This window comes from Micromonospora sp. NPDC092111, from assembly GCF_044755745.1.
GTDB lineage: Bacteria > Actinomycetota > Actinomycetes > Mycobacteriales > Micromonosporaceae > Micromonospora.
The window spans coordinates 97,771-110,379 of record NZ_JBIVRQ010000003.1; the positions used below are offsets into that span (position 1 = coordinate 97,771).

The window sequence follows — 12,609 nt, forward strand, 5'->3', positions numbered from 1 at the left end:
AAGCCTTCCCGACCCTGTCACCGAGCTGAAAGTTCCACCCCGGGCGGGTCAGCGGACGGCGGGGGAGACGGTGAGGGTGCCGGCGTCGGCGTCCAGCACGGCCTCGGTGCCCACCGGGACGGTGAGCTGGCCGGTGCCGTGCCCGATCGGGAGGCCGCCGAGCACCGGGACGCCGAGGTCGCCGAGGCGTTCGGTGAGCACGTCGACGACGGTGATGTCCCATTCGTCCGCGCAGTCGGTGAACTGGCCCACGGCCACCCCGGCCAGGCCGGCCAGCACCCCCGCGCGGCGTAGCTGGGTGAGCATCCGGTCGACCTTGTACGGGGGTTCCTGCACGTCCTCCACCAGCAGCACCGCCCCGGTCAGGTCCGGCAGGTCCGGGGTGCCGAGCGAGGCGTTGATCAGGCAGAGGTTCCCGCCGAGCAGCCGCCCGGCCGCCCGGCCGGGGACCCGTACCCGGTAGGTCTCCTCCTCGGCCACCGCCTCGACGGTCACCGGCGCGGTGGTCATCAGCGCGGCGTGCAGTGACTCCGCCGACCGCAGCGGGGTCCGCTCGTCGAGCCAGGCCGCGCCGGGGCCGTGCACGCCGGCCAGCCGGGCCCCCCGCCAGAGCGCGAACTGCAGGGCGGTGATGTCGGAGAAGCCGGCCACCACCTTCGGGTCACGGCGTACCGCGGCCATGTCGATCAGGTCGACCACCCGCTGCGCGCCGTAGCCGCCCCGGGTGCAGATCACCCCGCGCACCTCCGGGTCGGCGAAGGCGGCGTTCAGGTCGGCGGCGCGCAGCGCGTCGTCGCCGGCCAGGTAGCCCCGCCGGGCGTACGCGTGGGGCGCCGGCACCGGGCGCAGCCCCCAGCCGGTCAGCAGTTCGATGCCGCGCGCCACCCGTTCCGGGCGGGTCGGCCCGGACGGCGACACCAGCATCACCGTGTCGCCCTCGGACAGCACGGGCGGGCGTAGGACGGGAAGGTCGTCGGTGATCACAGCGGCCGAGCTTAACCGTCGCCGCGACGCGGGCCGAGCCGTTCCGGGTGACCGGGCGGGTACCCGATAGCCTCGACACCGTGGCGACCGCGCTGGTGATCGAGAACGATCCGACCGACGACCTCCGCAGGCTGGGAGAGTGGCTGACCGAGGGGGGCCTGGAGTTGCGGGTGCTCCGCCCGCACGCGGGCGAGGAGCTTCCCGCCGACCTGTCCGGGTACGACGCGCTGGTGGTGCTCGGCGGCGAGCAGCAGGCGTACCCACGGCCGGACGGGAGCCCCGGCGCGCCCTGGTTCCCGGCGCTGGAGGGGCTGCTGCGCAAGGCCGTCCGGCACCGGCTCCCCACCCTGGGCGTCTGCCTCGGCGGGCAGTTGCTGGCCACCGCGCACGCCGGGCTGGTCGAGCGCAGCCCGTCCGGCCCCGAGGTGGGTCCGGGCGTGGTCGGCAAGCGGGACGCCGCCGAGAACGACCCGCTGTTCCGGTACGTGCCGCTGATCCCGGACGTGCTCCAGTGGCACTCCGACGAGATCACCGAGCTGCCCCGGGGCGCCACCCTGCTGGCCGCCTCGACCCGCTACCCGCACCAGGCGTTCCGCCTCGGCGACCGGGCCTGGGGCCTGCAGTTCCACATCGAGTGCGACACTGCGATGATCGCCGACTGGGCCCGCGACTCGGACCTGCTCGCCGAGCTGGGCTACGACGAGGAGCTGGTGGTGGCGGCCTGCGACCGGGTGATGGCCGACGTCGAGGAGGTGTGGCAGCCGTTCGCCGTCCGGTTCGCCGCCCTCGCCCTCGGCGAGCTGGACGACGACCGCACCCGCCGTAGTCTGCCGCTGCTCGGGCACTGAGATGACCAGACCGACCAGGGGGCGCCTCGCCCGGTACGGTTTCGCCGAGGGCGACGGCGGGGCCCGCGCCGCCGACCTGCTCGGTGCGGACGGGCTCGGACTGTGGCGGGCCGACGAGCAGGAGCCCACCGACGGGCCGGCGGCCGACCTGCTGGCCGCGCTCTCCCGGGCGGCCGACCCGGATCTGGCGCTGCGCCAGCTACACCGGATGGTCGAGGCCGAACGCCGCGCCACCGGCGACGGGGCCGGCGGGGCGGCGCTGCTCGCCGCGCTCGCCGCCGATCCCGGCCTGCGCCGTCGGCTGGTCGCCGTGCTCGGCGCCTCCGCCGCCCTGGGCGACCATCTGGTCGCCAACCCCGGGCAGTGGACGGTGCTCGGCACCGCCCCGGACGGGCTGGCCCCCACCGCCGACGGCCGGCTCGACCTGGCCCTGGCCGGGGAGCTGACCACCGCCACGCAGCCGGTGGCGGTGCTGCGGCAGGCGTACCGGTTGGCGCTGCTGCGGATCGCGGCGGCCGACCTGACCGGCGGGCGCGGCCTGGAGCAGGTGATGGCCGCGCTCTCCGCGCTGGCCGACGCCACCCTCGCGGCGGCGTACGAGATCGCCGTGGACGAGCTGCCGGCGGGGACGCCACGGCCCCGGCTGGCCGTGGTGGCGATGGGCAAGTGCGGCGGGGACGAGCTGAACTACGTCTCCGACGTCGACGTGATCTTCGTGGCCGCCGACGACGAGGACCTGACCGCCGCGACCACCGTCGCCACCCGGCTGATCCACGTGTGCGGGCTGGTCGCCTGGCCGGTGGACGCCGCGCTGCGGCCCGAGGGCAACCGCGGCCCGCTGGTGCGCACCCTGGCCAGCCACCTCGCCTACTACCAGCGGTGGGCCCGTACCTGGGAGTTCCAGGCGCTGCTCAAGGCCCGCCCGGCCGCCGGCGACCTGGACCTGGCCGGTGAGTGGCTGGACGCCCTCGGCCCGCTGCTCTGGCGGGCCGCCGAACGCCCGGAGGCGGTCTCCGACGTCCGGGCCATGCGTCGCAAGATCATCGATAACATCCCGCCGAAGGAGCTGGAACGCGAGATCAAGCGCGGCCCCGGCGGGCTGCGCGACATCGAGTTCGCCGTCCAGCTACTGCAACTGGTGCACGGCCGGGGCGACGAGTCGCTGCGGGTCCCCGGCACCCTCCCAACACTGCGGGCGCTGGTCGCCGGTGGCTACGTGGGCCGGGCCGACGGCGAGGCGCTGCTGCGCGGGTACCGCTTCCTGCGCGGCGTCGAGCACCGGCTCCAGCTCCAGGCCCTGCGCCGTACCCACACCGTGCCGACCGAACCGGCCGCGCTGCGGTGGCTGGCCGCCGCGCTCGGCTACACCGCCGTCCCGGGCCGCAGCGCCGTCGAGAGCTTCCGCGCCGACTGGGTCGCCCACGCCACCGAGGTACGCCGGCTGCACGCCAAGCTGCTCTACCGGCCGCTGCTGGAGTCGGTCGCCCGGGTGCCCGCCGACGGGTTGCGGCTCACCCCGGCGGCGGCCCGGCACCGGCTGGAGATCCTCGGGTTCGCCGACCCGGCCGGGGCGCTGCGTCACCTCCAGGCCCTGACCGGCGGGGTGAGCCGCACCGCCGCCATCCAGCGGACCCTGCTACCGGTGCTGCTCAGCGAGTTCGCCGACGCCCCCGAGCCGGACCGGGGCCTGCTCAACTACCGGCAGGTCTCCGACAAGCTCGGCAGCACCCCCTGGTACCTGCGCCTGCTGCGCGACTCCGGCCCGGTCGCCCGCCGGCTGGCCCGGGTGCTGTCCTCCTCCCGGTACGCCGCCGACCTGCTCGCCCGGGAGCCGGAGGCGCTGCGGCTGCTGGCCGACGAGAGCGAGCTGGTGCCCCGGCCCCGGGAGGTGCTCTGCGACGGCTTCGCCGCCGCGGCGGCCCGGCACGCCGACCCGGTCGAGGCGACCCGGGCGGTCCGCGCGTTGCGCCGCCGGGAACTGGTCCGGATCGCCTGCGCCGACGTCCTGAGCCGGGCCGGCGGGCTGGCCCCGCGCCCCGAGCGCGGCGCACCGACCGGCCCGCTGGCCGACGTCACCGTGGTCGGCACCGCGCTGGCCGACGTCACCGACGCCACCCTGGCCGCCGCGCTGCGGGCCGCCCGGGCCAGCCAGCCGGCCCTGCCCGGGCTGCGCTTCGCGGTGATCGGCATGGGCCGGCTCGGCGGGTACGAGTCGAACTACCTCTCCGACGCGGACGTGCTCTTCGTCTACGACCCGCCGGCCGGCGTGGCGGAGAGCGCGGCCAGCGCCGCCGCGCACGCGATCGCCGAGGAGCTGCGCCGGCTGCTCGGCGCCCCCGCCCCCGACCCGGCGCTCGGCGTCGACGCCGACCTGCGCCCCGAGGGCCGGCAGGGCCCGCTGGTGCGCAGCATCGCCGCGTACGCCCAGTACTACGCCCGCTGGTCCCGGGTCTGGGAGGCGCAGGCGCTGCTGCGGGCCCGGTTCGTCTGCGGCGACGGCGACCTGGGCGCCGAGTTCGAGGCGATGGTCGACCCGGTCCGCTACCCGGCCGACGGGCTGACCCGCGAGCAGATCGTCGAGATCCGGCGGATCAAGGCCCGGGTGGAGAACGAGCGGCTGCCCCGGGGCGCCGACCCGGCCACCCACACCAAGCTCGGCCGGGGTGGCCTGGCCGACGTCGAGTGGGCGGTGCAGCTCCTCCAGCTCCGGCACGCCGGGGCGAATCCGGCGCTGCGTGGCACCCGTACCCTCGACGCCCTCGCGGCGGCCCGGGACGCCGGGCTGGTCGACCCGGCGGACGCCGCCGCGATGGCCGCCGGCTGGACCCTCGCCGCGCAGGTCCGCAACGCGCTGATGCTGGTCCGGGGGCGGGCCGGCGACCAGCTCCCCCGGCACGGGGTGGAGCTGGCCGGGGTGGTCCGGCTGCTCGGCGCCGACGACCCGGGGGAGTTCCTCGACGACTACCTGCGTACCGCCCGGCGTTGCCGTACCGCGATGCAGCGGGTGCTGGAGTCCTGAGCCGCGCCGCCGTCAACGACGGCGGACCAGCACCAGGTGGTCGATCAGGGTGCCCGTCTCGCCGTTCGGGCCGGTGGCCTGCCGGCGCGGCGCGTCCAGCCGCTCGGTGTGCCACCGGTCCGGGTCGAGGTCGAGCACGGCCAGGGTCTCCGCCGGGGTGGGGAACCGCACGTGGTGGTGGGCGGCGTTGCTCCAGGGCGGCGCCGCGCCGTGCTCGACGACGAGCAGCCGCCCACCGGGCGCGACCGCCCGGGCCGCCGCCCGCAGCACCTCGGTACGGGGGAAGTCCAGCGGCGACTGGAGGAACTGCGCGGAGACCAGGTCGAACCGGCCCGTCGGGAAGGTCCGGGCCAGGTCGTGCCGCTGGAAGTCGACCAGGGCGGCCACCCCCTCGGCCGTCGCGGCGGCCGTCGCCCGCTCCAGGGCGGTGGTGGAGACGTCGACGGCGGTCACCCGCCAGCCCTGCCGGGCCAGCCAGACCGTGTCACCGCCCTCCCCGCAGCCCAGGTCCAGGACCGTGCCGGCGGGCAGTGCCCCGGCGATCTCGACCAGGTGCGGGTTGGCCCGTCCGCTCCAGACCCGGTCCCGTGCCCGGTACAGCTCCTCCCAGTGCCGGGCGGTCGCCTCGTCCACGCTGCCGTCGCCGGGGAGGTCCCCGTCCGGGGCGTCCGCCGGGCGCCGGCTGCCGGGGGCGGGGACGGTGCTGGTGGGAGTGGTGTCGGTGCTGGTGGGAGTGGTGTCGGAAGGCGTGGTGGCGGCGGCGCGTCGGGCGGCCACCGCCCGGTCGGTCTCCTCGGCGACCAGGTCGGCGTTGAGCGCGGCGGCGGCCTTCAGGCCCCCGGCGGCCGCGGCGATGACGGTGGCCTGCGGGTCGGTGACGTTGCCGGCCACCCACACGCCGGGCACCCCGGTCGCGCCGCTGGCGTCGGCCGCGACGTGCTCACCGAGCACCTGCCCGGCGGCGGTGAACTCGCTGACGGCCAGCCCGAGGCCGGCGAGGAAGCCGGCCCGCGCGGTGAACCGGGGCAGCACCACCACCGCCTGCCGGGGGACCACCGCGCCGGAGCGCAGCCGTACGCCGGTCAGTCGGTCCTCGGCGGCCTCCACCGCTGCCACCTCGCCGTCGACGACGGTGACGCCCCGGGCGGCCAACCTCTCCGCATCGTCGTCGGGCAGCGGCCCGGCGGTGTGCGTGAAGACCACCACGTCGTCGGTGAGCTGGCGGAACAGCAGCGCCTGGTGGGTGGCCATCGGGCCGGTGGCGAGCACCCCGACGGCCCGGTCGCGCACCTCCCACCCGTGGCAGTACGGGCAGTGCAGCGCGTCCCGGCCCCACCGGCCGGCCAGGCCCGCCACGTCGGGCAGCTCGTCGACCAGCCCGGTGGTGACCAGCAGCCGCCGGGCGCGCAGCGTACGGCCGTCCGCCAGCGTCACGGCGAACCGGGCCCCGTCGGCCCCGTCGGCCGGCTGCGCGGCGCTGACCGTACCGTCGAGCAGGCTCACGCCGTACCGGGCGACCTCGGCCCGGCCCGTCGCGTACAACTCGGCGGGCGGCATCCCCTCGCTGGTCAGGAAGTTGTGCACGTGACCGGCGGGGGCGTTGCGCGGCGTGCCGGCGTCGACCACCACCACGTCCCGGCGGAACCGGCCCAGGGCGAGCGCGCCGCTGAGCCCGGCCGCGCCGCCACCGACCACCACCACGTCGTGAACCTGGTACGTCATCGTCGCCGCCTCCTCGTGGGCGGGTCCGTCCCGCCGACGTTCCGGATCGTCCGGGCCGGCGGCCGACTTGACAAATTTCCTTGCCGTAACGGCAAATAGTGGGGTGACCGACGACAACGCCGCCGACCAGGCGACCCGGGACGGCGCGGGGGCCACCGCCCCGGACGAGGTGCTGACCACGGTCGGGCCACGCCTGCGGGCGTTACGCCAACAGCGTGGCACCACCCTGACCCAACTCGCCGCGGCGACCGGCATCTCGGTCAGCACCCTGTCCCGGCTGGAGTCCGGGGGGCGGCGGCCCACCCTGGAACTCCTGCTCGCCCTGGCCCGCTTCCACCGGGTGCCACTGGACGACCTGGTCGGCGCGCCGCAGACCGGCGACCCCCGGGTCCACCCCCGCCCGGTGGTACGCAACGGGGTCACCATCGTGCCGCTGACCCGCCGCCCCGGCGGCGTCCAGGCATACAAGATGATCTACCCGGCCGGGGTGCCGGCGGGTGAGCCCGCCCAGCAGGTGCACGAGGGGTACGAGTGGCTCTACGTGCTCTCCGGGCGGATCCGGCTGCTGCTCGGCGGCAACGACCTCGTCCTCGACGCCGGGGAGGTCGCCGAGTTCGACACCCGCACCCCACACTGGTTCGGCAACCCGTACGACGCCCCGGTGGAGATCCTCAGCCTGTTCGGCCCGCAGGGGGAGCGACTGCACGTACGCGCCCGGCCCTCGCCCGTCCGCCGGAACCCGAGCTGAGCGCACGCTAGGGGTCGTTTCTGCGCGTGTGCCTGCTCTCGTGCGTGTGGCTGCTTTCGTGCGTGTGCCTGCTTTAGCGCTTGTGGCTGCTTTCGCGTCTGGTCCGTGTCCGGTGTCCGGGTCTGTGTCCGCGTCCTTCCTCCCGCCCGTGCTTGCGCCCCAGCCCAGCCCGCTGCCCTGCCCACGGTGGCGTCGACCTCTGCTCTGTACCCCGATCGGGGGGGTGGCGCACGTCAAGATCGTGCTCGATCCAGGATGTAGTGGCCTCGTCGGCGCGAGAAGACCACTACATCCTGGATCAAGCACGATCTTCGAATGGGACCGCACGGCTGAGTTGTCAGCGTCATCAGGTTGAGCGGGGTGCCGGACACTGGTGCGGCGGCAGAGGGTGCGCCAGGGCGGGCCATGCCGGCTCAGCCGTCTGGTCAGCCGTGCAGGGTCCAGGTGCCGGCGTGCGGCACGGTGACCACCGTCCAGTCCCGGTCGGCGGCGATCGTGGCGCCACCCGAGGCGGTCAGCCAGCGGGTGTGCCGGACCCGTACCGGGACCTGCCCGGCGGAGGCGGTCCGGAAGGTCAGTGAGGCGCCGTCCTGGCGTACCAGTTCCCCGGGGGCGGCGACCAGCGGGGTGGGGTCGGCCACCGCGTACAACCGCCAGTGCGGGGCCGACCAGACTTCGGCCAGGTAGGGCAGTCCCGCCCCGACCAGCTCCGCCTCGGCCCGGCCCACCCACGACAGTGGCGCGTCGGGGATCGCGACGTACTGCACGGCGTTCTCGTCCAGCCAGGCGCGGTAGCTGCCGGCGGTCAGCGGCACGCCGGTGCCGGTGGCCCCCGGCACGGTGGTGAAGAAGAGCGGGTTACGGGCGATGTCGGCCTGCCGCAGCCAGCCCCGGGCCAGCGGCACCTCGCCGAGCTGCGCGGCTTCCCAGTAGTTGCGGGTCGGGGGCACCTCCACCCGGCCGGTCAGCCCTCGCCGGGTCAGCTCCGCGCGGAGCGGGTCGAAGTATCCTCGCGCGCTGGTCGGGTCGCCGGCGCTGCGGAGGTCGGCGGCGACCACCGGCGGCTGCCACCAGCAGACCGCCGCCAGCAGCGCGGCCAGCGCCACGCCGCCAGTGGCTGCCGCCGCCCGCCCGGCCGGCAAGGGGTCCGTGCCGGTGGGGCTGCCGGACATGGTCGGACTGGTCACTCGCCCGGCGGTACCCCCCCGCAACGCACCGGCCAGCCGGGCGGTCAGTCGGCCGGTCAGGTGGCCGGGCGGCCGGCCGGTCAGGCGGGCGGTCAGTCGGGCGGGCAGTCGGGCGGGCAGTCGGCCGGTGAGGCGGCCGGTCTGCCGGGCGGTCAGTCGGCCGGGCGGCCGGGCGGGCAGTCGGGCGGGCAGTCGGCCGGGTGGACGGGCGGCGGCGGCCAGCAGCGGCAGCGCGAACATCGTCACCAGTCGGGTCGCGTTCAGCCCTACCGGGGTGTGCGCCAGCGCCGCCGCCAGCACCCCGCCCGCCGCCAGCAGCGCACCCACCCGCACCGGCCGGTACGCCACCAGCGCGGCCACCAGCAGGCTCGTCGTCACCGCCCGCAGCGTGTCGGTGCCGCTGATGTTCATCCAGCCGCCCTCGCCGAAGAGCAGCCCGGTGACCGCCATCGGCACCGCCGCCGCGCCGCCGAGCAGTAGCCCGTCGGCGTACCGGCGGGTGAGCAGCAGCGCGGCCCCGGCCAGGCCGACGAAGAGTCCCGCCACCGGGCTGGTCGCCGACGCCAGCAGCGTGCCGGCCAGCACCAGGGCCGGCCTGGTCCAGCGTCCGCCCCGGCCGGTCGGCAGGGTCAGCGCGAGCAGGGCGGCCAGCCCGAACGCCACCCCGAGGGCGTACGTGACCCGGCCGGAGACCAGGTTGCCGGTGATGGTCAGCACCCCTACCAGGCTGCCCAGCAGCGGTCGGGGCACCCCGGTTCGTACCAGCAGGGCGGCCAGCGCGGCGGCCGAGGCGACCAGCGCCAGGGCACCCGTCATCCGGACCCCGAGGGTCGCCATCAGCGGCGGCGAGACCAGGCTGTAGCCGAACGGTTGGATGCCGGCGTACCAGCGCAGGTCGACCAGGGCGGTGCCGTGCGCGGCGAAGAAGTCGGCCCGGGCCACCTGGGCGGAGAGGTCGGAGCCCATCCGGGGCAGGGCCAGCCACACCCCGGCGAGCACGGCGGCGAAACCGGTGGCCGACCCCACCACCCTGCTGCCCCGCATGCCCACCTCCGGTCCGCGACCACGGTACTGGCAGCATGGCGGACGTGCCTCACCACCTCTCGCGCTGGCTCGGTCTGGTCGGCTCGGTACTGCTCGCCGTCGCCGCCTACCTCGGCGGCGCGCTGCCCGACGGCGACCTGCGCCCCACCCCGGTCAGTATCTGGCAGGGCCGGCACGGACCGCTGATCCTGGGCCTCTGGCTGGCCGGCACCGGGCTGCTGGCCTGGGCGTGGTGGACGCTGCGCGACCGGGTGCCGTCGGCCCGGTGGGCCCTGGTCACCGCCGGGCTCTGGCTGCTGCCGCTGCTGCTCGCGCCGCCGCTGGCCAGCCGGGACGTGTACGCCTACTCCTGCCAGGGGGCCAGCTACACGGCCGGGATCAACCCGTACGAGCAGGGGGTGTCCGCCCTGCCCTGCCCGTGGCTGGACACCATCTCGTACATCTGGCGGGACACCCCGGCCCCGTACGGCCCGCTCTTCGTGATGATCGCCGGGGCGATCGTCCGGGCCACCGGTTCGCTGGACGCCGACACCGCGTTGACCGTCAACATCGCGCTGTTCCGGCTGCTCGCGGTGGTCGGGCTGGCGCTGACCGCCGCCTGCCTGCCGGTGCTGGCCCGCCGCTGCGGGGTGCCGGTGGGCCGGGCGGTCTGGCTGGCGCTGGCCTCCCCGCTGGTCGGCGTGCACCTGGTCTCCGGGGCGCACAACGACGCGCTGATGATCGGAGTGCTGGTCGCCGGGCTGGCCGTGGTGGCGGCCAACCCGGGTCGGCGCTGGCCGCTGCTGGCCGGCGGGGTGCTCCTCGGGCTGGCCGGGGCGGTGAAGGTGACCGCCCTGGTGGTGGTGCCGTTCGCGGCGCTGGCCGCCGTCGCCGGGCCGTACCGGATCCGGGCGCTGCTGCGCGACGGCGCTCCGGTCGCCGGCGGCGCGCTGGTCGCGGTGGTCGGTGCGACCCTCGCGGCGGGCCTCAACTTCGGCTGGATCTCCGGCCTGGAGCAGGGCGGCCTGGTGGTCGCCTGGACGTCGCCGCCGACCGCGGTCGGGCAGACCGCCGGGTACGTCGCCGCGCTCTTCGGCGCGCACGTCGACGCGCTGCCGGTGACCCGGGCGATCGGCATGGGTGTCCTGGCGGTGCTGCTGGTCTGGCTCTGGTGGCGGGCCCGCACCCGGGACCCGCTCTGGCACGCCGGACTGGCCCTGGCCGCCACGGTGGCCCTCGCACCGCTGTTCCACCCCTGGTACTGGCTCTGGCCGCTGGCGGTGCTGGCCGCGACGGCGCGCCGGACGACCTGGTGGTTCTCGCTGGTGGCGCTGATCTCGGCGTTCCTGGTGCTGCCCGACGGCACCGGGCTGCCCCGGTACACCAAGCTGCCCGGTGCCCCGCTGATGACCGTGTTGGTGATCGTGGTGGCCGTCCGGTTGGTACGTTCTGCTCGGGCGGCCCGTCGGCCCGCCACCGCCGAGGGAACCGCAGACTGAGGAGAGGTGGCCGGTGTCCGAGCCCGGCGTGCTGACCGAGGGGCGGGCCCGCCCGGCGCGTTACCTCGGACTGGCCGGCGCGGTGCTGCTCGGCGTGGCCGGCTGGCTGGGCGGGGTGCTGGCGCAGGTCCCGCCGACCGGCCCGTGGTCGGCCCCGCGCGGTCCCGCCGCGACGATCTGCTGGCTGGCCGGGACGGCCCTGATGGTGGGGGCCTGGTGGGCGTTGCGTGCCGGCGCGCCGTCGACCCGGTGGGCGTACGTCACCGCCGGGCTGTGGCTGCTGCCGCTGCTGGTCACCCCGCCACTGGCCAGCCGGGACGTCTACTCGTACGCCTGCCAGGGCTGGTCGTACGCGGCCGGGCAGGACCCGTACCGGGTGGGGGTGGCGGCGGCCGGTTGCCCGTGGGTCGACGCGGTGGCACCGATCTGGCGGGACACCCCCGCCCCGTACGGCCCGTTCTTCGTGCTGCTGGCCGCGCTGGCCGCCGTACTCGGTGGTGGGTTGACCGGCACGCTGGTCCTGCTGCGGCTGTACGCGCTGGCCGGGGTGCTGCTGGCGGCGCTCTGCCTGCCCGGGCTGGCCCGGGCCGCCGGGGTGCCCACCCGGCGGGCGGCCTGGCTGGCGCTGGCCTCGCCGCTGGTCGGGGTGCATCTGGTGGCCGGGGCGCACAACGACGCGGTGATGCTCGGGCTGCTCCTGTTCGGCCTGCTGGTGCTGGTCCGGCTGCCCGGGAAGCCGCGCGCGCTGGTCGTCGCCGGGATGCTGCTCGGGCTGGCGGTGGCGGTGAAGGCGACCGCGGTGGTGGTGCTGCCGTTCGCGGCGCTCGCCGCGGTGCGGGGCCGCTACACCTGGCCGGCCCTGCTGCGCGACGGCGGCTGGCTGGGCGGCGCGGTACTGGTGACGCTGGCGGTCACCTCGGTCCTCTCCGGACTGGGGCTGGGCTGGGTGGGCGGGTTGGCCCGCAGCGGTGACTCGGAGCAGTGGACGTCGCCGCCGACGGCGGTCGGCTTCGTGGTCGACTACGTCGGTGAGCTGGCCGGTCACCGGCCGGGCGCGGTGCCGGTGACCCGGGCGGTGGCTCTGCTGGCGCTGGCCGGGCTGCTGGTGGTGCTCTGGTGGCGGGCCTGGACGGCGCTGCGGCGGCTCAACGACGTGCGGCAGCGGGTGCACCGGCTGGCGGTGGCCAGGCCCCGGGTGACCCTGCTCTCGGCGGGGCTGGCGCTGGCCGCGACGGTGGCCCTCGCCCCGGTCTTCCACCCGTGGTACGCGACCTGGCCGCTGCTGGTGCTCGCGGGGTCGGCGACCCGGACGACCTGGTTCGTGGTGCCCGCCGCGGTGGCGTCCTTCCTCACCCTGCCGGACGGCACCACGGTCGCCCGGTACAGCAAGGCACCCGGCGCGCTCGCCATGACGGTGCTGTTGGTGGTGCTGGCGGGGTGGGCATCGCGCGGCTGGCGCGCACGCCGTCGCTGAGTCCGGCGGAAGAGCCGGCCCGGCGGCCGGGGGTGGTCCGCCGGCACCGGGAGGCCCGGCAGCGGGCCGGCCCGATCCTTACCGGCGGGGACCGGGTCGACCCGG

The 12,609-nt window shown here is 76.4% G+C and carries 8 protein-coding genes; 5 read left to right on the plus strand and 3 right to left on the minus strand.

Annotated features, from left to right (window positions below; translation table 11 throughout):
- Nucleotides 1-48: 48 nt before the first annotated feature.
- Nucleotides 49-984, minus strand: coding sequence for an LD-carboxypeptidase (locus ACIQG9_RS08975; protein ID WP_400399488.1), 936 nt, complete (start codon nt 982-984; stop codon nt 49-51).
- 80 nt (nt 985-1,064) lie between these two features.
- Between ACIQG9_RS08975 and ACIQG9_RS08980 the strand changes: the two genes are divergently transcribed.
- Entirely contained in the window at nt 1,065-1,832 is a 768-nt protein-coding gene (locus ACIQG9_RS08980; RefSeq protein WP_400399490.1) for a type 1 glutamine amidotransferase, read from the plus strand.
- 1 nt (nt 1,833) lies between these two features.
- Nucleotides 1,834-4,851: a bifunctional [glutamine synthetase] adenylyltransferase/[glutamine synthetase]-adenylyl-L-tyrosine phosphorylase gene (locus ACIQG9_RS08985; protein ID WP_400399492.1), complete on the plus strand. Its 3,018-nt coding sequence runs from the start codon at nt 1,834-1,836 to the stop codon at nt 4,849-4,851.
- Nucleotides 4,852-4,863: 12 nt separating this feature from the next.
- Here the strand turns inward: ACIQG9_RS08985 and ACIQG9_RS08990 are convergent, their stop codons facing one another.
- On the minus strand, nt 4,864-6,573 hold the full coding sequence (locus ACIQG9_RS08990; protein WP_400399494.1) for a methyltransferase domain-containing protein: 1,710 nt from the start codon (nt 6,571-6,573) through the stop codon (nt 4,864-4,866).
- 169 nt (nt 6,574-6,742) lie between these two features.
- Between ACIQG9_RS08990 and ACIQG9_RS08995 the strand changes: the two genes are divergently transcribed.
- Nucleotides 6,743-7,321, plus strand: a complete 579-nt coding sequence (locus ACIQG9_RS08995; protein ID WP_400400088.1) for a helix-turn-helix domain-containing protein — start codon at nt 6,743-6,745, stop codon at nt 7,319-7,321.
- Nucleotides 7,322-7,746: 425 nt separating this feature from the next.
- Here ACIQG9_RS08995 and ACIQG9_RS09000 read toward each other — a convergent pair whose 3' ends face one another.
- Complete coding sequence (locus ACIQG9_RS09000) at nt 7,747-9,552, minus strand: hypothetical protein (RefSeq protein ID WP_400399496.1); 1,806 nt, start codon at nt 9,550-9,552, stop codon at nt 7,747-7,749.
- 44 nt (nt 9,553-9,596) lie between these two features.
- Between ACIQG9_RS09000 and mptB (ACIQG9_RS09005) the strand changes: the two genes are divergently transcribed.
- Nucleotides 9,597-11,030 (plus strand): polyprenol phosphomannose-dependent alpha 1,6 mannosyltransferase MptB, encoded by a 1,434-nt coding sequence (mptB, locus tag ACIQG9_RS09005; protein ID WP_400400090.1) that lies wholly within the window; start codon nt 9,597-9,599, stop codon nt 11,028-11,030.
- A 13-nt stretch (nt 11,031-11,043) separates the two neighbouring features.
- On the plus strand, nt 11,044-12,504 hold the full coding sequence (gene mptB / locus ACIQG9_RS09010; protein ID WP_400399498.1) for a polyprenol phosphomannose-dependent alpha 1,6 mannosyltransferase MptB: 1,461 nt from the start codon (nt 11,044-11,046) through the stop codon (nt 12,502-12,504).
- Nucleotides 12,505-12,609: the final 105 nt, after the last annotated feature.

Bases quoted from the DNA above. Each gene is read 5' to 3' on its own strand.
- ACIQG9_RS08985 (WP_400399492.1), top strand. From the start codon at position 1,834: ATGACCAGACCGACCAGGGGGCGCCTCGCCCGGTACGGTTTCGCCGAG.
- ACIQG9_RS08990 (WP_400399494.1), bottom strand. From the start codon at position 6,573: ATGACGTACCAGGTTCACGACGTGGTGGTGGTCGGTGGCGGCGCGGCC.
- ACIQG9_RS09000 (WP_400399496.1), bottom strand. From the start codon at position 9,552: ATGCGGGGCAGCAGGGTGGTGGGGTCGGCCACCGGTTTCGCCGCCGTG.